23 protein-coding genes are annotated in these 23,785 nt (G+C 72.6%); 8 read left to right on the top strand and 15 right to left on the bottom strand.

Going from position 1 to position 23,785, the window contains the following annotated elements:
- Positions 1–2: 2 nt before the first annotated feature.
- From sufC to ACCP09_RS32870, 4 genes are read right to left on the bottom strand one after another with little or no spacing between them, the layout of a single operon-like run.
- Positions 3–773, bottom strand: a complete 771-nt coding sequence (gene sufC / locus ACCP09_RS32885; protein WP_433752640.1) for a Fe-S cluster assembly ATPase SufC — start codon at positions 771–773, stop codon at positions 3–5.
- 41 nt (positions 774–814) lie between these two features.
- Entirely contained in the window at positions 815–1,981 is a 1,167-nt protein-coding gene (gene sufD, locus ACCP09_RS32880) for a Fe-S cluster assembly protein SufD (RefSeq protein WP_431908040.1), read from the bottom strand.
- A gap of 1 nt (position 1,982) precedes the next feature.
- On the bottom strand, positions 1,983–3,431 hold the full coding sequence (gene sufB, locus ACCP09_RS32875) for a Fe-S cluster assembly protein SufB (RefSeq protein WP_020421260.1): 1,449 nt from the start codon (positions 3,429–3,431) through the stop codon (positions 1,983–1,985).
- On the bottom strand, positions 3,428–4,195 hold the full coding sequence (locus ACCP09_RS32870; RefSeq protein ID WP_037322116.1) for a helix-turn-helix transcriptional regulator: 768 nt from the start codon (positions 4,193–4,195) through the stop codon (positions 3,428–3,430). Before ACCP09_RS32870 ends, sufB begins: the two co-directional genes overlap by 4 nt.
- Positions 4,196–4,418: 223 nt before the next feature.
- Between ACCP09_RS32870 and mptB the strand changes: the two genes are divergently transcribed.
- The 5 genes from mptB (at position 4,419) to ACCP09_RS32845 (ending at position 9,790) form a co-directional block, all read left to right on the top strand.
- On the top strand, positions 4,419–6,029 hold the full coding sequence (gene mptB / locus ACCP09_RS32865) for a polyprenol phosphomannose-dependent alpha 1,6 mannosyltransferase MptB (RefSeq protein WP_378365592.1): 1,611 nt from the start codon (positions 4,419–4,421) through the stop codon (positions 6,027–6,029).
- 24 nt (positions 6,030–6,053) lie between these two features.
- Positions 6,054–6,980, top strand: coding sequence for an ABC transporter ATP-binding protein (locus ACCP09_RS32860; protein ID WP_123685968.1), 927 nt, complete (start codon positions 6,054–6,056; stop codon positions 6,978–6,980).
- 65 nt (positions 6,981–7,045) lie between these two features.
- Positions 7,046–7,771 (top strand): ABC transporter permease, encoded by a 726-nt coding sequence (locus ACCP09_RS32855; RefSeq protein WP_431908054.1) that lies wholly within the window; start codon positions 7,046–7,048, stop codon positions 7,769–7,771.
- A 15-nt stretch (positions 7,772–7,786) separates the two neighbouring features.
- Positions 7,787–8,764, top strand: a complete 978-nt coding sequence (locus ACCP09_RS32850) for a COX15/CtaA family protein (RefSeq protein ID WP_433752637.1) — start codon at positions 7,787–7,789, stop codon at positions 8,762–8,764.
- Positions 8,765–8,875: 111 nt separating this feature from the next.
- The gene (locus tag ACCP09_RS32845; protein ID WP_051362450.1) at positions 8,876–9,790 is read left to right on the top strand and encodes an acyl-CoA desaturase; all 915 of its coding nucleotides are present in this window, start codon (positions 8,876–8,878) and stop codon (positions 9,788–9,790) included.
- Between the two features lie 3 nt (positions 9,791–9,793).
- On the opposite strand, the gene ACCP09_RS32840 is transcribed toward ACCP09_RS32845, so the two are convergent.
- Positions 9,794–10,099, bottom strand: a complete 306-nt coding sequence (locus ACCP09_RS32840; RefSeq protein WP_027928758.1) for a hypothetical protein — start codon at positions 10,097–10,099, stop codon at positions 9,794–9,796.
- Positions 10,100–10,177: 78 nt separating this feature from the next.
- Between ACCP09_RS32840 and ACCP09_RS32835 the strand changes: the two genes are divergently transcribed.
- Positions 10,178–11,149 (top strand): quinone oxidoreductase family protein, encoded by a 972-nt coding sequence (locus ACCP09_RS32835; RefSeq protein WP_027928757.1) that lies wholly within the window; start codon positions 10,178–10,180, stop codon positions 11,147–11,149.
- Position 11,150: 1 nt separating this feature from the next.
- Here the strand turns inward: ACCP09_RS32835 and ACCP09_RS32830 are convergent, their stop codons facing one another.
- The 3 genes from ACCP09_RS32830 to ACCP09_RS32820 are packed head-to-tail and all read right to left on the bottom strand — an operon-like array spanning position 11,151 to position 13,992.
- The gene (locus ACCP09_RS32830; RefSeq protein WP_433752634.1) at positions 11,151–12,368 is read right to left on the bottom strand and encodes an MFS transporter; all 1,218 of its coding nucleotides are present in this window, start codon (positions 12,366–12,368) and stop codon (positions 11,151–11,153) included.
- Positions 12,365–13,720: an MBL fold metallo-hydrolase gene (locus ACCP09_RS32825; RefSeq protein ID WP_433752632.1), complete on the bottom strand. Its 1,356-nt coding sequence runs from the start codon at positions 13,718–13,720 to the stop codon at positions 12,365–12,367. The genes ACCP09_RS32830 and ACCP09_RS32825 overlap by 4 nt, the downstream gene beginning before the upstream one ends.
- A complete protein-coding gene (locus ACCP09_RS32820) occupies positions 13,708–13,992 on the bottom strand; it encodes a hypothetical protein (protein ID WP_433752630.1) in 285 nt (94 codons plus the stop codon). The genes ACCP09_RS32825 and ACCP09_RS32820 overlap by 13 nt, the downstream gene beginning before the upstream one ends.
- 90 nt (positions 13,993–14,082) lie before the next feature.
- On the opposite strand from ACCP09_RS32820, the gene ACCP09_RS32815 reads away from it, so the two are divergent.
- Positions 14,083–14,730: an ArsR/SmtB family transcription factor gene (locus ACCP09_RS32815; RefSeq protein WP_433752628.1), complete on the top strand. Its 648-nt coding sequence runs from the start codon at positions 14,083–14,085 to the stop codon at positions 14,728–14,730.
- A 49-nt stretch (positions 14,731–14,779) separates the two neighbouring features.
- Positions 14,780–15,181 (top strand): hypothetical protein, encoded by a 402-nt coding sequence (locus ACCP09_RS32810; RefSeq protein ID WP_378332336.1) that lies wholly within the window; start codon positions 14,780–14,782, stop codon positions 15,179–15,181.
- Between the two features lie 35 nt (positions 15,182–15,216).
- On the opposite strand, the gene hpnH is transcribed toward ACCP09_RS32810, so the two are convergent.
- The 7 genes from hpnH to hpnC are packed head-to-tail and all read right to left on the bottom strand — an operon-like array spanning position 15,217 to position 23,702.
- On the bottom strand, positions 15,217–16,221 hold the full coding sequence (hpnH, locus tag ACCP09_RS32805) for an adenosyl-hopene transferase HpnH (RefSeq protein ID WP_017983007.1): 1,005 nt from the start codon (positions 16,219–16,221) through the stop codon (positions 15,217–15,219).
- A gap of 3 nt (positions 16,222–16,224) precedes the next feature.
- Positions 16,225–17,697 carry a 4-hydroxy-3-methylbut-2-enyl diphosphate reductase gene (ispH, locus tag ACCP09_RS32800; RefSeq protein WP_433752625.1) on the bottom strand — a complete coding sequence of 491 codons (1,473 nt, stop codon included), beginning with the start codon at positions 17,695–17,697 and terminating at the stop codon, positions 16,225–16,227.
- The gene (gene shc / locus ACCP09_RS32795) at positions 17,694–19,595 is read right to left on the bottom strand and encodes a squalene--hopene cyclase (RefSeq protein ID WP_433752623.1); all 1,902 of its coding nucleotides are present in this window, start codon (positions 19,593–19,595) and stop codon (positions 17,694–17,696) included. Before shc ends, ispH begins: the two co-directional genes overlap by 4 nt.
- Positions 19,596–20,606 (bottom strand): polyprenyl synthetase family protein, encoded by a 1,011-nt coding sequence (locus ACCP09_RS32790; RefSeq protein WP_027928749.1) that lies wholly within the window; start codon positions 20,604–20,606, stop codon positions 19,596–19,598.
- Complete coding sequence (gene hpnE / locus ACCP09_RS32785; RefSeq protein WP_433752621.1) at positions 20,603–21,958, bottom strand: hydroxysqualene dehydroxylase HpnE; 1,356 nt, start codon at positions 21,956–21,958, stop codon at positions 20,603–20,605. Before hpnE ends, ACCP09_RS32790 begins: the two co-directional genes overlap by 4 nt.
- Positions 21,955–22,809, bottom strand: a complete 855-nt coding sequence (hpnD, locus tag ACCP09_RS32780; protein ID WP_027928747.1) for a presqualene diphosphate synthase HpnD — start codon at positions 22,807–22,809, stop codon at positions 21,955–21,957. The genes hpnE and hpnD overlap by 4 nt, the downstream gene beginning before the upstream one ends.
- Complete coding sequence (gene hpnC, locus ACCP09_RS32775) at positions 22,806–23,702, bottom strand: squalene synthase HpnC (RefSeq protein WP_378332332.1); 897 nt, start codon at positions 23,700–23,702, stop codon at positions 22,806–22,808. Before hpnC ends, hpnD begins: the two co-directional genes overlap by 4 nt.
- Positions 23,703–23,785: the final 83 nt, after the last annotated feature.

Raw genomic sequence — 23,785 nt, 5'->3', positions numbered from 1 at the left:
CGTCAGACCGCCGCGGCTTCCTTCTTGCCGGTGTACTTGACGTAGCCGTTCTCCTCCAGCTCGTCCGCCAGCTCCTTGCCGCCGGACTCGACGACCTTGCCGTCGGCGAAGACGTGCACGAAGTCGGGGGTGATGTGGCGCAGGATCCGCGTGTAGTGCGTGATCAGCATGACGCCGACCTCGTTGTTCGCCTTGTACTCGTTGACGCCCTCGGAGACGATCCGCAGCGCGTCGACGTCCAGGCCGGAGTCGGTCTCGTCCAGGATCGCGATCTTCGGCTTGAGCAGCGCCAGCTGCAGAATCTCGTGGCGCTTCTTCTCACCGCCGGAGAAGCCCTCGTTGACGCTGCGCTCGGCGAACTCGGCCGAGATCTCCAGCTTGGCCATCTCGTCCTTGACTTCCTTGACCCAGTGGCGCAGCTTCGGCGCCTCGCCGCGCACGGCGGTGGCCGCGGTGCGGAGGAAGTTCGACATCGACACGCCCGGCACCTCGACGGGGTACTGCATCGCCAAGAAGATGCCCGCTCGACTGCGTTCGTCAACCGACATGTCGAGCACGTTCTCGCCGTCCAGCAGCACCTCGCCGGAGGTCACCTCGTACTTGGGGTGGCCGGCGATGGCGTAGGACAGGGTCGACTTGCCCGAGCCGTTCGGGCCCATGATCGCGTGCGTCTCACCCGAGCGGATCGTCAGGTTGACGCCCTTCAGGATCTCCTTGGCGCCCTCGTCGGTGTTGACGCTCGCGTGCAGGTCCTTGATTTCCAGTGTGGCCATGGCCCTTTTTCGTCTCTGTCTCTCGTGGTGGAAGGAGTGGCTCAGCTGCCGACGGCTTCGAGTTCGGCCTCGATCGCCTCGGCCAGGCGCTCGCGGACCTCGGGAACGTCGATCTTCATCAGGATCTCGTGGAAGAACCCGCGGACGACCAGACGCCGCGCCTGCTCCTCCTCGATCCCGCGCGACTGCAGGTAGAACAACTGCTCGTCGTCGAACCTTCCCGTGGCGCTCGCGTGCCCGGCGCCGGCGATCTCACCGGTCTCGATCTCCAGGTTCGGCACCGAGTCGGCGCGCGCGCCCGTGGTGAGCACGAGGTTGCGGTTGAGCTCGTAGGTCTCGGTGCCCTCGGCCGCGGCCCGGATCAGCACGTCGCCGATCCACACCGCGTGCGCGTCGTCGCCCTGCAGCGCGCCCTTGTACATCACGTTCGACTTGCAGTTCGGGACCGCGTGGTCGACGAAGAGGCGGTGCTCCTGGTGCTGCCCGGCGTCGGCGAAGTACAGGCCCAGCATCTCCACGTCGCCGCCGCGGTCGGCGAACGTCGCGGTCGGCGAGACGCGCACCAGGTCGCCGCCCAGGGTGACCACGATGTGCTTGACCGTGGCGTCCTTGCCGAGCCGGAGGTGCTGCTCGGAGACGTGCACCGCGTCGTCGGCCCAGTCCTGGACGCTGACCACGGTGAGCTTGGCGCCCTCGCCGACGACGAACTCGACGTTGTCGGCGTAGGTGCCCGAGCCGAGGTGGTCGAGCACGACCACGCCCTCGGCGTAGGCCTCGGCGCGCACCTGCACGTGGCCGTAGGCGGTGTTGCCCTCGCCGGGGCCGGTCAGCCGCAGCACGGTCGGCTTCGACGCCTTGGTCTCCTTGGGCAGCGTCACCAGAGTCGCCGCGGCGAACGAGCTGTACGCCTGCGCGGCGATCCGGTCGCTCGGGACGCCGGCCTGGCCGAGGCGCTCGTCCTCGCGGCCGACGGTCTCGACGCGCACCTCGGGGGCGGCGTCGACGTCGACCTTGACCTCGCCGGAGGCCGTGGCAGTGCCGTCGTGCAGCCCGCGCAGCCGCTTCATCGGGGTGAAGCGCCAGTTCTCCTCGCGGCCGCTGGGGACCTCGAAAGCCTGGACGTCGTACCCGGTGAAGCGCTCCGCGCGGGAGGCCGCCGGGACGACGGCCTCCGCAGCAGCGGCGGTGTTTTCAGCAGCCACCGTCATGTCAGCCGACGGCTCCTTCCATCTGCAGTTCGATCAGGCGGTTCAGCTCGAGCGCGTACTCCATGGGCAGCTCGCGCGCGATGGGCTCGACGAACCCGCGCACGACCATCGCCATGGCCTCGTCCTCGGTGAGACCGCGGGACATTAGGTAGAACAGCTGGTCCTCGGAGACCTTGGACACCGTGGCCTCGTGGCCCATCGACACCTCGTCGTTGCGGATGTCGACGTAGGGGTAGGTGTCCGAGCGGGAGATGGTGTCGACCAGCAGCGCGTCGCACTTCACCGTGGAGGCGGAGTGGTGCGCCCGCTTGGCGACCTTGACCAGGCCGCGGTAGGAGGTGCGGCCGCCGCCGCGCGCCACCGACTTCGACACGATGGTCGAGGAGGTGTGCGGCGCCAGGTGCTCCATCTTCGCGCCCGCGTCCTGGTGCTGCCCCTCGCCCGCGAAGGCGATCGAGAGGACCTCGCCCTTGGCGTGCTCACCCATCAGGAAGACCGACGGGTACTTCATCGTCACCTTGGAGCCGATGTTGCCGTCGATCCACTCCATGGTCGCGCCCTCTTCGCACTTGGCGCGCTTGGTGACCAGGTTGTAGACGTTGTTCGACCAGTTCTGGATCGTCGTGTAGCGGCAGCGGCCGCCCTTCTTCACGATGATCTCGACGACGGCCGAGTGCAGCGAGTCCGACTTGTAGATCGGCGCGGTGCAGCCTTCCACGTAATGGACGTACGCACCTTCATCGACGATGATCAGGGTCCGCTCGAACTGGCCCATGTTCTCGGTGTTGATCCGGAAGTAGGCCTGCAGCGGGATGTCCACGTGCACGCCCGGCGGCACGTAGATGAACGACCCGCCGGACCACACCGCGGTGTTCAGCGCGGAGAACTTGTTGTCACCGGCCGGGATGACCGAGCCGAAGTACTCCTGGAACAGCTCCGGGTGCTCCTTGAGGCCGGTGTCGGTGTCCAGGAAGATGACGCCCTGGGCCTCGAGGTCCTCGCGGATCTTGTGGTAGACGACCTCCGACTCGTACTGGGCCGCGACACCGGCGATCAGGCGCTGCTTCTCCGCCTCCGGGATACCCAGCTTGTCGTAGGTGTTCTTGATGTCCTCGGGCAGCTCGTCCCAGCTGGCGGCCTGCTGCTCGGTGGAGCGGACGAAGTACTTGATGTTGTCGAAGTCGATGCCCGACAGGTCCGCGCCCCAGTTCGGCATGGGCTTGCGCTCGAAGAGCTTCAGCGCCTTCTGGCGCGCCTCGAGCATCCACTCCGGCTCGCTCTTCTTCGCGGAGATGTCAGCCACCACGTCGGCGTTCAGCCCGCGGCGGGCGCTGGCGCCCGCGGCGTCCGGGTCGGCCCACCCGAACGCGTAGTTGCCCAGGGACTCGATGGTCTCTTCCTGGGACAGCGGCGTCGTGGTGGGATTGCGCTGCTCGGCAGCGGCAGTCATTCGCGTTCCCCTCCGTCCGGAGCTTTCGCTTGCAGACCCGGCGGATTTTCCGCAGGGACGTGTGTCGTGCACGCGGCGTCACCGCGTGCGATGGTCGCCAGCCGCTGGACGTGGGTGCCCAGCAGCTTGGCGAACGCCTCGGTCTCCGCCTCGCACAGCTGCGGGAACTCAGCGGCGACGTGGGCGACCGGGCAGTGGTGCTGGCACAGTTGCGCGCCGGCACCGGTGGCCGATGCACCCACCTGGCGGGTGGACGCAGCGTAGCCTTCCCTGGTCAGGGCGGCGGCCAGGGCCTCCGCCCGGTGCGCGGGGCCGTCGGCCGCGTTGACCGCGGCCCGGTGCGGCTCGACCAGCGCGGCCACCCGGCGCTCCGCGAACGCCCGCACCGCGTCCTCGCCCGCGTGCTCGGCGAGGAACCGGATGGCGGCGACCGCGAGGTCGTCGTAGGCGTGCCCGAACCGCGCCCGTCCCGTCTCGGTGAGCAGGAAGAGCTTGGCCGGGCGGCCCCGGCCACGCGGTCCGCGCCGGGGCGCGTCCCGCGTCTCGGCCTCCCCGTCGGCGACCAGGGCGTCCAGGTGGCGGCGCACGGCGGTCGGGCTGATGCCCAGCCGCTCGGCGACGACACCCGCCGTCATGGGGCCGTCCTCCAGCAGGAGGCGGGCGACCTCGTGGCGAGTCCGCCCTTCCGGGGTGGCCTGTGCGGGCACCACGGCAGCGGGACGGCTCGCGCCGTCCTGGTGCTGGGTGGGCCCGCTGTTTTTCACAACATAAGTGTGTCGTATTTCGGGCGGGGAGGCAAAGACAGGTCGGCTGCCGGTGACCGGAGTCACGTGACCGCGCTGGTCGACGGCGGATTCGCGGATGACGGCGGGTCGCTCGGGTGGGTGGCGGCGGTGGACCCGGGGTTCCGGGCCGCGGTCATGATCAACCCGGGCCACCGCCCTTCACGAGCGCCCTTCACGGCGTCGATACCCTCTGTGTGTGGCATTGGGCGAGCAGAGCACCGGTGGCGGTGCGGTGGCGGTACCGCTGTCCCCGGTGCGGCCCCCCGAGGCCGGGCCGCTGGAGCAGCGGGAACTGCGCGCGCTCGACATCGTCCGCCGCCTCGGCACGATCGGCGCCCTGCTGCTCGCGCTCGGCTCGCTGGGCGCGGGGGCGGCTCCGGTGCTGAACCCGGTCCAGGACATCCCCGTCCTGCGCCTGTTCGCCCGCATCCCGACCGTCTCGCTGGCCATCTGCTTCGCCGGCATGGGCATGCTCGTCGTGGGCTGGCTGCTGCTCGGCCGGTTCGCGCGGCCGGGGCGCGCCCGCCTCGCCACCCGCGCGCAGCTCACCCGCACCCTCGTCATGTGGCTGACGCCGCTGATGTTCATCCCGCCGCTGTTCTCCCGCGACGTCTACAGCTACCTCGCGCAGAGCGAGATCGTGCACCGCGGCATGGACCCCTACTCACTGGGCCCGGCGCAGGCCCTCGGCGTCGCCGACCCGCTCACCAGCGGCGTGTCCAACATGTGGCGGGAGACCCCGGCCCCCTACGGCCCGCTGTTCCTCAAGCTGGGCAGCTGGATCTCCGCGGTCGTCGGCGACAACATCGTCGCCGGGGTGCTTCTGCAGCGCGCGCTCGCGCTGGCCGGCGTCGCCCTGATCATCTGGGCCCTGCCGCGGCTGGCGCAGCGCTTCGGCGTCGAACCGGCGACCGCGCTGTGGCTCGGCGCGGCCAACCCGCTCGTGTTGTTCCACCTGGTCGCCGGCGCGCACAACGAGGCACTCGGCATCGGCCTCATGGTCGCCGGCCTGGAGCTGGGCATCCGCCGCCTCCCGGTGCGGGTCACCGGCGACACGGCGCCGCCGCTGGCGCGCGGTGAGGTCCTGTTCATCGTGCTCGGCGCGGCCGTCATCACGCTCGGCGCGGCGGTGAAGATCAACGCGATCATCGCGCTCGGCTTCTTCGGCGTGATGATCGCCCGCCGCTGGCACGGCCGCATCACCGACCTGCTGCGTGCCGCGGCGCTGGTCACCGGCGTGTTCGCCGCGGTCATGGTCGCCGTGTGCCTGGGCACCGGGCTCGGCTTCGGCTGGGTCGGCGCCCTCGGCACGCCCGGCCTGGTGCGCAGCTGGATCTCCCCCACCGCCGAGCTGGCCAACCTCGGCGGCGTCCTGGGCATCGCGCTGGGCCTGGGCAACCACACCAACGCGCTGGTGTCGATCCTGCAGCTGGCCGGCACCGCGCTGGCCGGGCTCATCACGGCCAAGTTCCTCTGGGACAGCTTCCGCTGGCGCTACCGGCCCATCATCGGCCTCGGCGTGTCGCTGGGCGCGTTCATGATGCTGCACGTCGCGATGCAGCCGTGGTGGCTGCTGTGGGCGGTCATCCCGCTCGCCGCCGCGGCGGGCACCTCCCGGTTCCGGGTCGCCGCCAGCGTCGCCAGCGTCGCGCTGGCCTTCCTCGCCGCGCCGCCGGGCAGCACGTTCGACGGCCGCTCGTTCGTGGTGCCGCAGGCCTACCTGGCCGCGGCTCTCGTCGTCGCCGTCGCGATGGTCGTCGTGTGGCGCAGGGCACCTCTTCTGCTGAAGAGGGATCCGCAGCCGGTGGCCTGAGCCGAGGTCGTACGCTTGACAGTCGTGAGCACACCTGCCGTCGAGATCACCGGGCTGGTGAAGCGGTACGGCTCGAAGACCGCGGTCGACGGCCTGGACCTCAAGATGGACCGCGGGCGCCTGCTCGCGCTGCTCGGTCCCAACGGCGCCGGCAAGACCACCACGGTCGAGATCTGCGAGGGCTTCCGCCGCGCCGACTCCGGCTCGGTGCGGGTGCTGGGCCTGGACCCGGTCCGCGACGGCGCCGCGCTGCGCCCCCGCATCGGCGTGATGCCGCAGGGCGGCGGCGCCTACCCCGGCGTCCGCGCCGGCGAGATGCTGGGCCTGGTCGCCGCGTGCGCCGCCAACCCGCTCGACCCCGCGTGGCTGCTCGACGTCCTCGGCCTCGCCCCCGCGCGCCGCACCCCGTTCAAGCGCCTCTCCGGCGGCCAGCAGCAGCGCCTGTCGCTGGCCTGTGCCCTGGTCGGGCGGCCGGAGCTGGTGTTCCTCGACGAGCCGACCGCGGGCATGGACCCGCAGGCCCGCCGCCTGGTGTGGGAACTGCTGGGCGCGCTGCGGGCCGACGGCGTCAGCGTGCTGCTCACCACGCACCTGATGGAAGAAGCCGAGGCGCTGGCCGACGACGTGGTGATCGTCGACAACGGCCGCGTCATCGCGGAGGGCACGCCGAGCGCGCTGACCGCCGACGACGCCGACACCGCGCAGCTGCGGTTCAAGGCCCGCGCCGGGCTGGACACCGACCTGCTCTCCGCCGCGCTGCCCGAGGGCTACCACGTCAAGGAGTCCGCGCCGGGCAGCTACCAGGTCTCCGGGAAGGTGAACCCGCAGGTGGTGTCCACGGTGACGGCGTGGTGCGCGCAGCAGGGCGTGCTGGCCGAGGAGCTGCACGTCGGCAAGCGCGACCTGGAAGAGGTCTTCCTCGAGCTGACCGGACGGGAGCTGCGCTCGTGACCGCACCGGCCCGGTTCCCCGCCGGCACCTTCACCCCCGCGCCGGGCGCGGGCAGCCGCGCGCGCATGCTGTTCACCCACGCGAAGCTGGAGACCAGCCTCACGCTGCGGCACGGCGAGCAGATCCTGCTCACCCTGCTCATCCCGCTGGCCCTGCTGATCGGCCTGACGCTGCTGGACATCCTGCCCGCGGGCGACCTGGACGGGGTGTCCAAAGCGGACTGGGTGACGCCGCGGATCTTCGCGCTCGCGGTCATGTCGTCGGCGTTCACCGGGCAGGCGATCGCGCTGGGCTTCGACCGCCGCTACGGCGTGCTGAAGCGGTTGTCGGCCACCGCCATCCCGCGCTGGCTGCTGGTCGCGGGCCGGATCGTCGCGGCCCTGGTCGTGGTGCTGCTGCAGGTCGTGGTGCTCGGCGTGGTCGCCGCGTTCCTCGGCTGGAGCCCGTCGCCGGCGGGCATCGCCGAGGCGGTGCTGCTGCTGGTGCTCGGCACGCTGAGCTTCGGCGCGCTGGGGGTGCTGCTCGGCGGGTCGCTGCGCGCGGAGGCGGTGCTGGCGCTGGCCAACATCGTGTGGTTCGTGCTGCTGCTCGCGGGGGGCATCCTGCTCGCGCCGTCCACGCTGCCGTCGGCGGCCGCGACCGTCATCCAACTGCTGCCCTCCGGCGCGCTGGCCGAAGGTCTGCGGGCGGCGCTGGTCGACGGGCAATTCGCCGTCGGCCCGGTCCTCGTGCTCGCCGTGTGGGGCGTGCTGGCGGCAGCGGTGGCCGCGAAAACGACAAAACTGACATAACTCTAGGATGTTGCTGTGGCCCTGAGCTCCCTGATCGCCCGCCTGCCCTACCCGTCGCGCCCGGTGCAGCGCGCGATCGCCGTCGCCGCGATCGTGGCCCAGGCCGGCATCGGGGTCACCGGCTCGGTCGTCCGGGTCACCGGTTCGGGCCTGGGCTGCCCCACCTGGCCGCAGTGCTTCCCGGGCAGCATGGTGCCGGTCGCGCACCCCGAGTTCGACACGCTCAACCAGTGGATCGAGTTCGGCAACCGGCTGCTCACCGTCGTGGTGGTGCTGGTCTCCGCGCTGGCGGTGCTCGCCGCGTGGCGCGTGCAGATCGCCCACCCCGAGCGCAAGCGCCTGGTGAAACTCGCCTGGACGATGCCCGGCGGTGTGGTGCTGCAGGCCGTGGTCGGCGGCATCACGGTGCTCGCGAAGCTCGAGTGGTGGACGGTCGCGATCCACTTCCTCGCCTCCACCCCGCTCGTGTGGCTCGCGGTCCTGCTGCTGCGCGCGTTCAACGAGGGCGACGAGCCCGCCCGCTGGCTCATCCCGCCGGCGGCGAAGCAGCTGCTGGTCACGCTCGTCGTGGCGCTGTGGGCGATCCTGATCGCCGGCACCACGGTCACCGGCGCCGGCCCGCACGGCGGCGACCCGGAGACCCACCGGCTGGACGCGCCGATCGAGGTCCTCGCGCAGGTCCACGGCGGACTGCTGGTCTGCTACCTGCTGGTGCTCGCGGTCTTCGGCCTGGTCCTGATGCGCGGCGGCACCCCGGCCGCGCTGTGGCGGCGCTACGCGATCGTGTGGGTGGTCGCGCTGGCGCAGGGCGTGCTGGGTTCGGTGCAATATGCCCTCGGCATCCCGGAGGCGCTGGTGTCGCTGCACGTCCTCGGGTCGGCGCTGGTGATCGTGGCGACGGCCGCCCTGTGGTGCGGCTCCCGCGATCGCGGGCCGGTCACCTCGGCAGGCCCGGCGCCGCGCGAACCGGAGCTGACCGCGACCCGCAGCTGACCGCGGCTGGGGCGGGGTTCCGCCGCCCGTCATGCGGTAGTAACGCCCGAGGGGGGTATTCGCCAAGACGGCTCCGTACGGTGGGGCCGGAAAGAGAGGTTACTGCCGCCCATGACGAAACCGCTGATCTCGCATCGCCGGTCCTCCGGTCAGATGATCGTGCTCAAAGCGTTCCTGCTGATCCCGTTCCTCGCCCTGATCACCGCCGTTCCGCTGGCGTGGGGCTGGGGCCTGACCTGGCTCGACCTGGGCCTGGCGGTGTTCTTCTACGTCGTCGCGACCCTCGGGGTGACGGTGGGCTACCACCGGTACTTCACGCACGGCGCGTTCAAGACCGGTCGTCCGCTGCGGGTCGCGATGGCGATCGCGGGCAGCATGGCCGTGCAGGGGTCGGTCATCTTCTGGGTGGCCAGCCACCGCCGCCACCACGCGTTCGCCGACCGCGAGGGCGACCCGCACTCCCCCTGGCTGTTCGGCACCAGCCCGGCGGCGCTGCTGCGCGGCTTCTGGCACGCGCACATGGGGTGGATGTTCCAGCGCGAGGTGACCAACTACGAGCGGTTCGCGCCGGACCTGCTGGCCGACGACGACCTGCGCGTGGTGAACCGGCTGTTCTGGCTGTGGATCGTGCTGAGCCTGGGCCTGCCGACGCTGCTCGGCGGGCTGCTGAGCTGGTCGTGGTGGGGCGCGGTGACCGCGTTCTTCTGGGCCGGGCTGGTGCGGATCGCGTTCCTGCACCACGTGACGTGGTCGGTGAACTCGATCTGCCACATGATCGGCGACCGGCCGTTCGCCAGCCGGGACAAGGCGGCGAACTTCTGGCCGCTGGCGATCCTGTCGATGGGCGAGTCGTGGCACAACTCCCACCACGCGGACCCGACGTGCGCCCGGCACGGCGTGCTGCGCGGGCAGGTGGACGTGTCCGCGCGGTTGATCTGGATCTTCGAGAAGCTGGGCTGGGCGCGCGACGTGCGGTGGCCGCGCGCCGAGCGCCTCGCCGCGAAGCGGCTCGAACCCGCTTCCTAGTTCCTACAGGGCGTGCCCGGCCATCCGGCGACGGTGGCCGGGCCCGATCTGCGTGGAGTTGACGGTCTCGGCGTCCCACTCGGCCGGTTCCAGATCCGCCACGGCCTCGACGAGCTTCTGCCCGGTCGCCACGGACGGGACGACGACGTCGCCCATCGCGCCGTCGTGGCCGACGAGCACCACGCGCGCCCCGGCGCGGCCGATGTTCTCCACGACGGCCTTCGCCGGCTTGCCGTGCTCGGCGACGAAGCGGCGGGCGGTCGTAAGCTGCTTGGCGGTGGGCGCCGGTGCCTCGGTCTCTTCAGCCATGTCGGCATCTTAGGGAAGATCCGCGCGACCCACCCGGTTGTGCGAGGTGAACCCGACCACGTCAGGAGGACACAGGCGATGCCCACGGCAGTGCAGATTCGGCGGACCGGCGGACCCGAGGTGCTGGAGGCCGGTGAGGTCGAGGTCGGCGATCCCGGGCCGGGTGAGCTGCTGGTCGACGTCGCCGCCGCGGGCGTGAACTACATCGACACCTACCAGCGCAGCGGGATCTACAAGATCGACCTGCCCGTGACGCTGGGCATGGAGGGCGCCGGAACGGTCGTCGCGGCCGGCGAGGGCGTGACGGGCTTCGCGGCCGGTGACCGGGTGGCGTGGCAGGGCGTGCTCGGCGGGTACGCGCAGCAGGCCCGGATCCCGGCGAGCGCCGCGGTCGCGGTGCCCGAGGGCGTGTCGCTGGAGACCGCCGCGGCGACGATGCTGCAGGGCGTCACCGCGCACTACCTGGTGCGGTCGACGTACGAGGTGCAGGAGGGCGACACGATCCTGCTGCACGCGGCCGCGGGCGGCGTCGGGCTGCTGCTGACGCAGCTGGCCAAGGCGCGTGGCGCGCGGGTGATCGGCACGGTCTCGACCGCGGAGAAGGCGGCGCTGGCCAGGGAGGCCGGTGTGGACGAGGTGATCCGGTACGACCAGGTCGATTTCGCCGAGGAGGTCCGGAAACTGACCGGCGGCGAAGGTGTGGCCGCGGTGTACGACGGGGTCGGCAAGTCCACTTTCGACGGAAGCCTGGCGAGCCTGCGGGTGCGCGGGTTCCTGGTGCTGTTCGGGGCGGCGAGCGGGCCGGTCCCGCCGGTCGACCCGCAGCGGCTGAACGCGGCGGGCTCGGTTTACCTGACGCGCCCGACGTCGGCCCACTACGTGCGCACGCGCGACGAGCTGGAGTGGCGCACGAACGAGCTCTTCGAGGCGGTCACCTCGGGCGCGCTCAAGGTCCGCGTTGGCGCCAAGTACGCGCTGTCGGACGCCGCGAAGGCGCACGAGGACCTGCAGGGCCGCCGCACCACGGGCAAGGTGCTGCTGATCCCGTAGGTCAGGCGGGGTGGGTTTCGGGCATGCGGATCGCGACCGCGATGCCGGAGGCGGCGGTGAGCGCGGCGACGACCGCCACCGCCGCCCGCACGCCCCACAGGTCGGCGGCGAGCCCGGACACCACCGCCCCCACCGCGAATCCGCTGTCGCGCCAGAGCCGGTAGACGCCGACGGCACGGGCCCGCCACGCCGGATGGGCGACGTCGCCGACCACCGCGAGCAGCGTCGGGTAGACCATGGCGGTGCCCGCGCCGAGCAGCACCATCGCCACCGCCCAGGTCGCGAAGCCGGAGGCGAGCGCGGTCAGCCCGAGCGCGGCGGCCTGCACCAGCATGCCCGCGGTGATCAGGTGCTTGCGGCCCCAGCGGTCCGACATCGGGCCGGTGACGAGCTGCCCGGCGCCCCAGACCGCGGGGTAGAGCGCGGCGAGCACGCCGGCGCCGGCCACGGACAGGCCCGCGGTGACGAACAGGATCGGGAACAGGCCCATCGCGAGGCCGTCGTTGAGGTTGTTGACCATCCCGGCCTGGCTGGCCGCGGACAACGCGCGGTCACGCACGCTGGTGCGGGCGAACACGGCCCAGCCGCTCAGTTCTCCCCCGGCGGCGTGGCCGCGGGACTCGAAGCGGGCGTGGCCGCGCGTCTCCCGCACGAACACCGCGGTCAGGCCGAGGCCCAGCGCGACATAGGCCGCGCCGAGGAGGAACGGGGCGGGGCGCAGACCGTGGCGCGCGGCGAGGTAGCCGGTGGCGGCCGCGGTGATCGCCAGCGCGCCGTACCCGGCGGCCTCGTTGAGTCCCATCGCGAGGCCGCGCCGCCGCGGGCCGGCGAGGTCGATCTTCATGATGACGGTGGTCGACCAGGTCAGCCCCTGGCTGAGGCCGAGCAGGACGTTGGCGGCGACGATCCAGCCCCAGTCCGGGGCGAGGGCGAGCAGCGCCGGCGCCGGCACGGCGATCAGCCACCCGGCCAGCAGCACGGGTTTGCGCCCGTACCGGTCGGACAGGGTGCCGGCCAGGTAGTTGGCGGCGGCCTTGGTGAGGCCGAACGCGAGCACGTAGGTGAGCAGGACGGTGTAGCCGGTCAGGCCGAACACCGGGCCCGCCAGCAGCGGCAGGACGGTCCGTTCCTGGCCCAGCACCCCGCCGACGAGGGCGTTGACCGCGACCAGGAGGCTGAACTGGGCGAGGTTGGCCCGCAGGCCCAGCCGGACCGTCACGCGCCGGTCACCAGCGCCTTCCCGGTCGCGCGGGCCCAGTCCGCGGGCCCGCCCCCCAGCACCACCGAGACGTCCCGGTGGCCGGCCTGTTCGAGGAGGCTGGCGGCGCTCATCGCCCGTTCACCGTGGCCGCACATCACCACCAGCGGTTCCCGCGGCAGCTCGCGCCCGTCGAGGCGGCCCAGCTCGCGGTGCCGGGCGCCGGGCAGGTGGCCTGCGGCGAACTCCGCGTCCTGGCGCACGTCGAGCACCGGCCGCCCGCCGATCCCGTCGGCCGTGACGACCGGCGTGCGCCGCACCGGCTGCCCGGCCGCGGTCCACGCGGCGAGCCCGCCGTCGAGCTCGCCGGCCAGGCCGGTGCGGCCGATCTTGACCGCCTGCCAGGCGATTTCGGACGGGTCCTGGTCGCCGCCGCGCACGACCACGATCGGGCGATCAGCGGGCACGAGCCAGCCGAGCCAGGACGCGAACGCCGGGCGCAGCGGGATCGACAGCGCACCGGGCACGTGACCGGCGGCGAAGTCGGCGGCGGGGCGGGCGTCGACGACCACCGCACCGTCGGCGGCCAGCGCGCGCACCCGGTCCACGTCGAGGCCGGGCAGGACCGGATCGCCCGGCAGGACCAGGCCGCGGCGGTTGGTGTCGGCCAGTTCGCGGAAGTAGGACGGGAAGCTGCCGAGCGACCCCAGCAGCGCGGCGACGAAGGCGTCCTCGTTTTCCACGCGCAGCAACGAGTTCGTCGCCTTCTCGGCGCCGATGGTGCTGGTGCGGCGTGCGCCCGGCGGCGCGGAGCAGAACGAGCCGGCGCCGTGGGTGGGCCACACCGCGACCTCGTCCGGCAGGCTCGCCAGCCGCCGCAGGGAGGCGTACTGGCGGCGGGCCAGCTCGTCGGTCAGGGCCGGGTGGACCAGGTCGGTGCGGGCGGCGGCCCCGACGATCAGCGAGCCGCCGGTGAACACACCGACGGGGGCGGCGCCGTCGAGCAGGAGGAACGACAGGTGCTCGTGGGTGTGGCCCGGGGTGAACAGGGCGCGCAGGCGGAGCCCGCCGAGGTCGGTTTCGTCCCCGTCGCGCAGGCCGTCGTGGCGGTACTCGCGGCGCCCCGCGGCCGAGGCGAGCACGCGGGCGCCGTCGGTGGCCGCGAGCTGCCGGGCGCCGGAGACGAAGTCGGCGTGCAGGTGGGTGTCGGCGGCGAAGGCGAGCCGCAGACCGCGCCGCGCGGCCGCGCGCCGGGCGGCCCGCAGGTCCAGGCTCACGTCGACGACCAGCGCCCGGCCGTCACCGAGGTCGGCCAGGTAGGCGGAGTTGCCGAGCCCTTCGTCCACGAGCGGCAGGACGTCTACAGTGGACATGATCGGTCACCGCCGGGGTTTGCTTGCCAGCTCGGAAACGCTGCGCACGCCGTAGCTCGCGCGGCGTCGCGGTAGTGGTCCCGTGGAGTGGCGCCGCCGATGCCGGAGGCCCACGGGTCGGCGTTGCACACCGCGGATTCCGGCAGCGGCCGTTCGCTGACGATGTCGGCGACGGCCGGCCGGCCGCGCGGCCGCAGCGGCTCCATCGTGACCAGTTCGTACATCCGCTTGACCCGGGTCTCCAGGGCCCGGGTGTCCACGCCGGTGGTCATCGCGCACCTCCGCGCTTGTTCAAGTGTCTTCTTGAATAAGAGACCCGTGCTGTGTTGCTTGTCAAGAGTTCTCTTGAATATGCTGGTCGCATGGGTGATCGAGCCGCGAAGAGCGAGCTGTACGACGCGCTGGCCGAGACCGCGAAGGCGCTGGCCAGCGGGCGGCGCGCGGAGCTGGTGGACGTGCTCGCGCAGGGTGAGCGGCCGGTCGACGAGCTCGCCGCCGAGATCGGCCAGTCGGTGGCCAACACCTCCCAGCACCTGCAGCGGCTGCTGCGATCCGGCCTGGTGCGGACCCGCCGGGAGGGCACGCGGGTGTTCTACTCGCTGGCCGGCGCCGCGGTGGCGCAGCTGTGGCTGGCGATGCGCGCGGCGGCCGAGCAGCACGTCGAGGGCCTGGCCCGGCTCGCCGAGGAGTACGTCGGCGACCGGTCCGGCCTGGACACCATCACGCGTGACGAACTGGACCGGCGGCTCCGCGACGGCGATGTGGTGGTGCTCGACGTGCGCCCGGCCCCGGAGTTCGCGGCGGGCCACATCCCGGGCGCGGTGTCGATCCCGATCGGCGAACTGCGGACGCGGCTGACGGAGGTCCCGGACGGCGCCCAGGTGGTCGCCTACTGCCGCGGCCCGTACTGCGTCTACGCGGACGAAGCGGTCCGGCTGCTGACCGCGGCCGGCCGCCAGGCGGCCCGACTGGAGGACGGCTACCCGGAGTGGGCCGCGGCGCGCCCCTGATACCCGCGCGGGAATTGTCCGCGGTCCCGGCTGCGGCGAAGCTGCCACCATGGATCTCGTCGAACGCTATGTCGCGCTGTGGAACGAAACCGACGCGAGCGCGCGCCGGAAGCTGATCGAGCTGCTGTGGTCCGAGGACGGCGTGCACCTGCTGCAACCGCCCCGGGAGATGCGGGACCGGGCAACGGCCCTCGGATTTGACCGAGCGGTCCTGGCGGCCCGCGGTCACGCCGCCATCGAACAGCGCGTACGCCGCGGCCACGAGGACTTCCTGGCGCCCGCCGGCGTCACGCTCGCCGCCCGCGGGAACACCGACCAGCTCGGCGACACCGTCAAGTTCAACTGGGAGCTCGTCGACGGCACCGGGCAGGCGCGCAGCACCGGGCTGGAGATCCTGACCCTCGCCGCGGACGGGCGCATCGCCGTGGACCACCAGTTCTTCGAGAGCTGACCCCGCCCCCCGACGAGGAGGCGGGGCCGGAAGACCTACACGCTCACGGCGGCGCGGATCGTCTCCTTCAGGCTGCTCGTCGTCGCGATCACGGCCGTCGGTTCGTAGCCGCAGTGCGCCATGCAGTTGGCGCACCTCGGGTCCTTGCCGCGGCCGAACTTGTCCCACTCCGTCTCCTCGATCAGCTCCCGCCAGGTCTTGGCGTAGCCGTCGTCGAGCAGGTAGCACGGCCGCTGCCAGCCCAGCAGCGAGTACGACGGGATCCCCCACGGCGTGCACTCCAGGTCCCGCTTGCCCTCGATGAAGTCGAGGAACACGGGCGAGTGGTTGAGCCGCCACTTCTTGCGGCGCCCGTCGGCGAAGGCCTTGGAGAACAGCTCCCGCGTCTGCTGCACCCCGAGGAAGTGCTCCTGGTCCGGGGCCTTCTCGTAGGCGTACCCCGGCGAGAGCTGCATGTTGTCGACCTTGACCACGTCGTTGAGGTAGTCCAGCACGTCGATGACGTCCTGCGGGGTGTCGGTGTTGAAGAACGTCGTGTTCGTCATCACCTTGAAGCCCTTGGACTTCGCGAGCTGGATCGCCTCGACCGCGGCCTGGAAACCGCCCTCCTTGCGCACCGACGCGTCGTGCTTCTCCTCGAGCCCGTCGATGTGGACCATCCAGGTGAAGTTGCGGTGCGGCTTGAACTTGTGGATGTGCTTGGGCAGCAGCAGCGCGTTCGTGCACAGGAACACGATCTTGTTGCGCTCCAGCAGGATCCGCGTGATCTCGTGGATCTGCGGGTGCATCAGCGGCTCACCGCCGGCGATGGACACCATCGGCGCGCCGCTCTCCTCCACGGCGCCCACGGCCTGCTGCACCGGCATCCGCTGCTTCAGCAGGTGCGCGGGCTGCTGGATCTTCCCGCAGCCACCGCACTTGAGGTTGCACGCGAACAACGGTTCCAGCTCGACCAGGATCGCAAACTTCTCCTTGCGCAGCAGCTTCTGCTTGGCCAGGAACGCACCCAGCCGGATCGACTGGCGTAATGGCATGCCCATGGTCTAGCTCACCTCCCGGGGTAGTGTGAAAACCACGTCCTCAACGGCCTCCGCGCTCTCGGTCACCGTCGACCGGCCCAGCCCGCGAAGGCACCGCACCAGCTCCGCCACCAGGTCCGGTGGGGCCGAGGCGCCCGCGGTGATCCCGATCCGCTTCGCCCCGGCCAGCCAGCGCAGGTCCACTTCGGACACGTCGTCGACGAGCCTGGCCCGGGTTCCCCGCCGCCGCGCCACTTCCACCAGGCGCAACGAGTTGGACGAGTTCGCCGAGCCGACCACGAGGACGAGGTCCGCCTCCTCGGCCACCGCCGTCACCGCGCGCTGGCGGTTGGTGGTGGCGTAACAGATGTCGTCGCGCCGCGGGCCCTCGATGCCGGGGAACCGCGAGCGCAGCACCGAGGCGATCTCCTCCGCCTCGTCCACGGCCAGTGTGGTCTGCATCGCGTAGGCCACGCCGCCCTCGGGCGCCCGCACGTGCGCGGCCGCCTCGGCGTCCTCGACCACGACGATCCGCTCCGGCGCCTCCCCGACCGTGCCCTCGACCTCCTCGTGGTCGGCGTGCCCGATGAGGAACACCGTGTCACCGCGGCCGGTGTAGCGCTTGACCTCGGTGTGCACCTTCATCACCAGCGGGCAGGTCGCGTCGATCACCCGCAGGTCCCGTGCCTCCGCCGCGGCGCGCACGACCGGGGCGACGCCGTGCGCGGCCAGCACCGTCGTCGCGCCGCGCGGCACCTCCTCGACCTCCTGCACGAACACCGCGCCCAGCGCCTCCAGCCGCCGCACCACGTGCGCGTTGTGCACCACCTGGCGGCGCACGTAGACCGGCGCGCCGTACCGCTCCAGCGCCCGCTCGACGATCTCGATGGCGCGTTCGACGCCGGCGCAGAACGAGCGTGGGCTGGCGAGCAGCAGTTCGCCCTCCCCCGCCGCCTCGCACCACTCGCGCAGCGCGGGGACCGCGGCCCGTAGCGACCGCAGGCCGGTCAGGCCCCGCAGCACCGTGCCCGGCCGCCACAGCGGCTGGTCCGGGGTGTCCACAATGGCCCGCACGACCGCGACCGGGCCGGCCAGGGAAGCGAACTCCGCGGACTCCATGTCGACGGCCAGCGCGCCGTTCCGCGCATACCTGGCCCGTTCCGCACCGTCCACGACGGAGGGCGCGGACGCGATCGGTCCGAGGTGGACGGTCAACCCGAGCCGCCGCAACGCCGCGGCGAGCACCGGCGCCGAGTGCAGCGGCACCCGCCCGTCCGGGCCGTCGATCTCGGTCGCCACCACCAGGTCGCCCGGCCGCGCCTCCGGCACCAGCGCCCCGCCGACCCCGGCGACCAGGACCGGCCGCCCGGCCGCGGCCAGCCGCTGGGCCGATTCCGCCGCGCGGCGCGGTCCCATCCCGCCACGCAGCACGACCAGGCCCGGCGTCCGCAGCGCGGAAGCCTCGACGCGCATCGGCGCGACCACGACGCCGCTCATGACCGTTCCAGGTACCGGCCGAGCGCGGTCACCGGGAACACCAGCCGGTACAGGTGATAGTTGATGTAGAAGTCGCCGGGGAAGCCGGTGCCGGTGAACTGCGGCTCGTCCCACGTGCCATCGGGGCGCTGGGTCTCGGCCAGCCACCGGACGCCGCGCGCGGTCACCTCGGAGTCCCGCTCCCCCGCGGCGAGCAGCGCCAGCAGCGCCCACGCGGTCTGCGACGCGGTCGACTCACCGCGCCCGGCCCACGACGGGTCGCGGTAGGACCGCAGGTCCTCACCCCAGCCGCCGTCGGCGTTCTGGTGCTCGGCCAGCCACCGCACCGCACGCCGGATCGCGGTGGCCGACGCCGGGACCCCCGCCTCGACGAGCGCGGGCACGACGGCGCCGGTGCCGTACACGTAGTTGGCGCCCCAGCGGCCGAACCACGACCCGTCGGGCTCCTGGTGGTCCAGCAGCCATTTCACGCCGCGGCGGCATTCCCGGCTGCCGGCCTTGCCTTCCTTGGCCAGCATCTCGACCACGTGCGCGGTGACGTCCGCGGACGGCGGGTCGATCACCGCGCCGAAGTCGCAGAACGGCAGCTTGGTGGTCAGCTCCTGGGTGTTGTCGGCGTCGAACGCGCCCCAGCCGCCGTCGCGGGACTGCATGCCGGTCACCCACGCCACGGCGCGGTCCAGCGCTCCGGACAGCCGCTCCCGGTCCGGGTGCGCGACGCGGCGCAGGCCGAGCACGACTTCCGCGGTGTCGTCGGTGTCCGGGTAGAGGTCGTTGGCGAACTCGAACGCCCAGCCGCCCGGGTCGAGGCCGGGCCGCCGCACGGCCCAGTCGCCGCGCACGGTGATCTCCTCGCCGAGCATCCAGTCGACGGCCTTGAGCACGTGCGGGTCGTCGGCGGGCGCGCCCGCGTCCAGCAGCGCGGTGATCGCCAGCGCGGTGTCCCACACCGGCGACTGGCAGGCCTCCAGCCGCCGCACGGTGCCCTCGGGCGTCTCCTCGCGGATCAGGAACCCCTCCAGGCCCTGCAGGCCCGCGCGCATCGCCGGGTGGTCCAGCGAGTAGCCGAGCAGGTGCAGCGCGAGCAGGGAGTACACCCACGGCGGCTGGATGCCGCCCCACCCGCCGTCGGCCTCCTGCCGGGCCAGGATCCACTCCGCGGCCTGCCGCATCGCGAACTCCCGCACCGGCTTGACCGCGACCTTGGCGTAGAGGTGCAGGGCCTTGTCGAGGTAGTGGAAGGCGCCGGACCAGGTCCACGGCGCGACGAGCCCGCCGCCGCGCTTGACCCCGGTGCGCAGCTCGTCGATGCCGAACGACAGCGGGCGGACCGGCCGCAGGGTGCTGACCACGGTCAGCGGCACCACGGTCTGCCGCGCCCAGCAGCCCCAGTCGTAGACGTTGAGCGGCACCCAGGACGGCAGCAGCACCAGCTCGGGCGGCATGTTCGGCAGGTCGTCCCAGGACCACAGCCCGAACAGCGCCAGCCAGATCCGGGTGAACACGCGGCTGGCCTCGACTCCGCCGCCTGCGCGGACGAACTCCGCGGCCCGCCGCATGTGCGGCTCGTCCGGCGAGTCACCGGCCAGCCGCAGCGCGACCCACGCCTCCAGCGTGGTCGACAGGTCGCCGGGGCCGCCGTGGAAGGTGGCCCAGGTGCCGTCCGCGCGCTGCTGCGAGCGGATCCAGCGCGCGGCTTCCTCGGTCTCGCGCGCGGTGCGGATGCCGAGGAACTCCCGCATCAGCAGGTCCTCGGCGTCCATGGTCACGTTGGTCTGCAGCTCGCCCTTCCACCAGCCGCCGTCGCGTTGCAGCCCCTTGAGGTGGGCGACAGCGCGGTCCAGCGTCTCGGCGGCGCCGGCGGCGGATCTCGCCGCCGGGTCAGCGGTCTGCGTCATTCAGGCCTCCCTGGTCACGATGAACCGCGCGAGGGCCAGCAGTTCCTCGCGCACCCGTCCCGGGACCTCGGCGTCCTCGAGCTTCTGCCGTCCCGCCGCCATCCGGCGGTGGGCTTCCTCCAGCGCCCACGCGCGGCCGCCTGCCAGGTCGACCAGGTCGGCGGCGCGGCGCACGGCCGCGTCGTCGGCGACGTCGCCGTCGGTCAGCCACGCGGCGAGCTCCCGGCCGGGCGCGCCGCCGTGGGTGACGGCGTAGGTGACCGGCAGGCTCTTCTTGCGGGCCCGCAGGTCGGAGTGCACCGGTTTGCCGGTGACCGACGGTTCGCCCCAGATGCCGAGCACGTCGTCGACGAGCTGGAACGCCAGGCCGAGGTCGGCGCCGAACTCGGCGAGCGCGCTGACCGTGCGGGCGGGCGCGCAGGCGAGCACGGCGCCGATCGCGGAGCTGGCGGACAGCAGCGCGCCGGTCTTGCCGCCCGCCATGTCCAGGCACTCGTCGAGGCTCACGTCGTCGCGCTGCTCGAAGGCGACGTCGAGGACCTGGCCGCGGATCAGCTCGCCGACCGCCTCGGACAGCAGGCGCGCCGCGGCGACCGCGCCCGGTCCCTCGGCGTCCAGCAGGACCTCGTTGGCCAGGGCGAGCATCGCGTCGCCGGTGAGGATGGCGCTGGCCGCGCCGCGCACCGCCCACACGGTCGGCCGGTGCCGCCGCTCGGTGTCGCCGTCCATCAGGTCGTCGTGCAGCAGCGAGAAGTTGTGCACCAGTTCCACCGCGACCGCGCCGGGCAGCCCGGTGGCCGGGGGCGCGCCCGCGGCCTCGGCGGACAGCAGCGCCAGGGCGGGACGCACGGCCTTGCCGCCGCCGGAGGTCGGGTTGCCGTCCAGGTCGGTCCAGCCGAGGTGGTAGTAGGCGATGGCGCGGCTGGCCGGGTCGAGCCGGTCGACGGCGGCCCGCATCGCGGGCAGGACGGCCTGCCTGCCCTGCTGCAGGGAATCGAGTACAGCGGTCATGCGGGTATCCCTTCCGATCGGCCCGGCGCCCCTGTGGAGACCCCGAGCACGGCTTGGGCGGCCGCCTCACCGCTGCGCACGGCGCCCTCCATGGTCGCCGGCCACCCGGTGGCGGTCCACGCGCCCGCCAGGACCAGCCCCGGGGCGCGGGTGCGGGCCTGCGGGCGCAGTCCCGCGCTGCCCGGCGCGGGACGGAACGTGGCGTGCCGTTCACGTGTCACGAAGAAGTCGAGCACCTCCGCGCCGCGGGCGGCGGGCAGCACCTCGCGCAGCGCGGGCAGCAGGCGTTCCCGCAGCGCCCGCACCGGCAGGTCGATCTCCTCCTCGGCCGCGGACAGCGAGATCGCCAGGTACTGGCCACGGTCGAGACCGGCCGAGGCGGTGCGGTCAAACACCCACTGCAGCGGCGAGTCGACGACGGCGAAGAACGGCTCGTCCGTGACCGGGCGGTCGAGGACGACGTGCGCGTTGACGATCGGCGAGCTGCCCAGCTCACCGGCGAAGTCCGGGGGCAGCCGGACCGCGCCCTCGGGCAGCAGTTTCGCCGCGACCGGGGGCGGCACGGCGAGCACGACCTGGTCGGCCTCGACCGGCTCGTCGGTCCCGATCCGCCAGCAGCCGTGCGCACGGGACAGCCCGGTCACCTTGGCGTTGAGCCGGACGGTGGCGCCCGCCTCGGTCAGCCGGGCCAGCGCGGGCTCGCCGTGCAGCCGCCGCAGCGGGACGGTCGCCCAGCCGATGTCCGCCGCGTCGGCGTCGGTCAGCAGGCCCACCTGGAAGACGGTCGCGGCCAGGCCGAGCGACGCCCGCTCCGCGGGGGCGTTCAGTGTCGCGATGCCCACCAGGTCCCAGAGTTTCGTGATCGCGTCCCGGCTCTGCCCGTGCGCGGACAGCCATTCGCCGAACGTGCGCCGGTCGGAGCTGGGCGCGGCCGGGTCGACCGACTTCAGCGCGAGCGCGGCGCCGGCGAAGCGCATCCGGTCGCCGAGACCGAGCGGGGTGTAGCGCAGCACCGAGTCCGCCAGGTGCAGCGGCGCGGGCAGCGGGTTGCGGCGCAGCCACACCGGGCGGCGCAGCCGCGGCGAGCGCACCGGGATCTCCAGGCGCGGCTGGAGGTGCACGCGGTCCATCACGCCGAGCCGCCGCAGGAAGTCCAGGTACGAGGTGCAGCAGCGGAGGAACACGTGCTGCCCGTTGTCGACGTGCAGGCCGTCGCGGGTGAACGAGTGCGTCAGGCCGCCCAGCAGGCCGCGAGACTCCAGCAGCGTCACCTCGTGCCCGGCGTCGGCGCAGCGCAGGGCCGCGGTGATCCCGGCGAGACCGCCACCGACGACCGCGACCCGCTGCCTCATGCCGCCCGCCCGCCCAGCGCGCGGACCGCGACGCCCAGCTTTTCCCGCCCGGACAACGAAAGCCGCTTGTCGTACACCGCGGCGGGGTCGTCGGCGATCCGTTCGAGCAGCTGCCGGTAGATGCCGGCCATCGCCAGGCAGCACGCGCCGCTGCGGCGGTCCAGCAGCGGGCCCAGCCGCATGCCGTCGGCGTACCACTCGCGGGCGCGGGCCGCGCTGTGCCGGATGAGGTTCGCCAGGCCGCCGTCCGGATCGGCCAGCGCGCCGTCGGTGATCCGCAGCTCGACGCCGAACGCGTCGAGGTCCTCCGTCGGCAGGTAGATCCGGCCGTTCAGGAGGTCTTCGCGGATGTCGCGGAGGATGTTCGTCTGCTGCAGGGCGATGCCGAGCGCGTCGGCGTAGCGGGCGGCCTGCGGGTGCGGTTTGTGCCCGAACACGCCCAGGCACAACCGTCCGATCGACCCGGCAACGCACCGGCAGTACTCGGTCAGCTCGTCGAAGGTGCCGTAGCGGCGGCCCTCGATGTCCATCCAGACGCCGTCGAGCAGCTCCTCGAACGCCTCCAGCGGCACCGGGTAGCGGTGGGCGGCGTCGGCGACCGCGACCATCACCGGGTCGGTGCTGCGGTCCAGCGCGGCCAGCTCCTTGCGCACGATCTCCAGCTGCGCGGCCTTCTCCTCGACCGGCAGGTCGCCGTCGCCGATGTCGTCGACGCGCCGCGCCAGCGCATACACCGCGCACAGCGCCGAGCGGCGTTGACGGGTGAGCAGCCGGATGCCCCAGTAGAAGTTGCGGGCCTCCGTCCTGGTGATGTCCTCGCAGGTGGCGTAGGCCTGTTCGATCGTGGTCATCTGAGCCGACCACCTTCCCGGATCCGTCGGACATGGGCGGACGGGCGCACCAGCAGGGCGATCAGGTGCGCCAGGACGTCGGTCTTGCGCGGGCGCGGGGTGCCTGCCAGGACGTCCCAGCGGGCGCGGCGCAGCGCGTCGAGGGTGGCCAGTCCCCCGGCGACGTAGCCGGCCACCGCGAGCCGCGCCCAGCCGTGCAGCCGGTCCAGCAGCGCCGCGCCCTCGGTGAGCAGGTCGAGCGCGCGGGCGGTCTGGGCGGCGACGGCCAGCCGCACCGGCCGGCTCGTCGTGGTGGCGTCCAGGTCGGCCTCGGTCGCGCCGAACGCGGCCAGGCCGGCCTTGGGCAGGTACACCCGCCCGTTGCGGCGGTCCTCGGCCACGTCCTGGCAGTGCTCGATCAGCTGCAGCGCGGTGCACACCCGGTCGGACAGGCGCTCGGCGACGGGGTCGCGCACACCGAAGACACGCAGCACGATCCGGCCCACCGGATCGGCGGAGAGCACGCAGTAGTCCTCCAGTTCGGCCTGCGTGGCGTAGGACGCGACGCGCTGGTCCTGGAGGTTCGCCCGCACCAGGCGATTGAACGGGTCGAGTTCCAGATCGCGCCGGTGAATCGCGGGAAGAAGATCACGCAATACCCGTTCGTGTGGTTGATCCCCCTGAAAGGCACGTTCCAGATCGCGCTGGAATCGCAATAACCCGGGCGTGCGGTCCTCGACTGCTGACTCGTCACCCAGATCGTCGATGACACGCGCGACGTCGTACACCGCCACCAGGTCCGCGCGCAGGTCACGGGGAAGTATCCGCAGTGCTACCGGAAAGTTCTCGGCCCGTTCCTTTTCACGCAGCACGCGGTCGCCGACCGTGCCGGGACCAGGGGGTGCGGGAGCCATCGCCTCATAATCACTCCGCGGCCGCGGTCAATTCTTCGCTCCGGAAACAAAAATGGAGAAGCCACGGTTGTCACGAGCTGACA

Origin of the sequence: Amycolatopsis sp. 3B14, from assembly GCF_050958625.1 — a bacterium.
GTDB classification, from domain to species: domain Bacteria; phylum Actinomycetota; class Actinomycetes; order Mycobacteriales; family Pseudonocardiaceae; genus Amycolatopsis_E; species Amycolatopsis_E thermoflava.
Note: the sequence above shows the minus strand (reverse complement) of the source record. Positions and strands in the feature narration are given on the sequence as shown.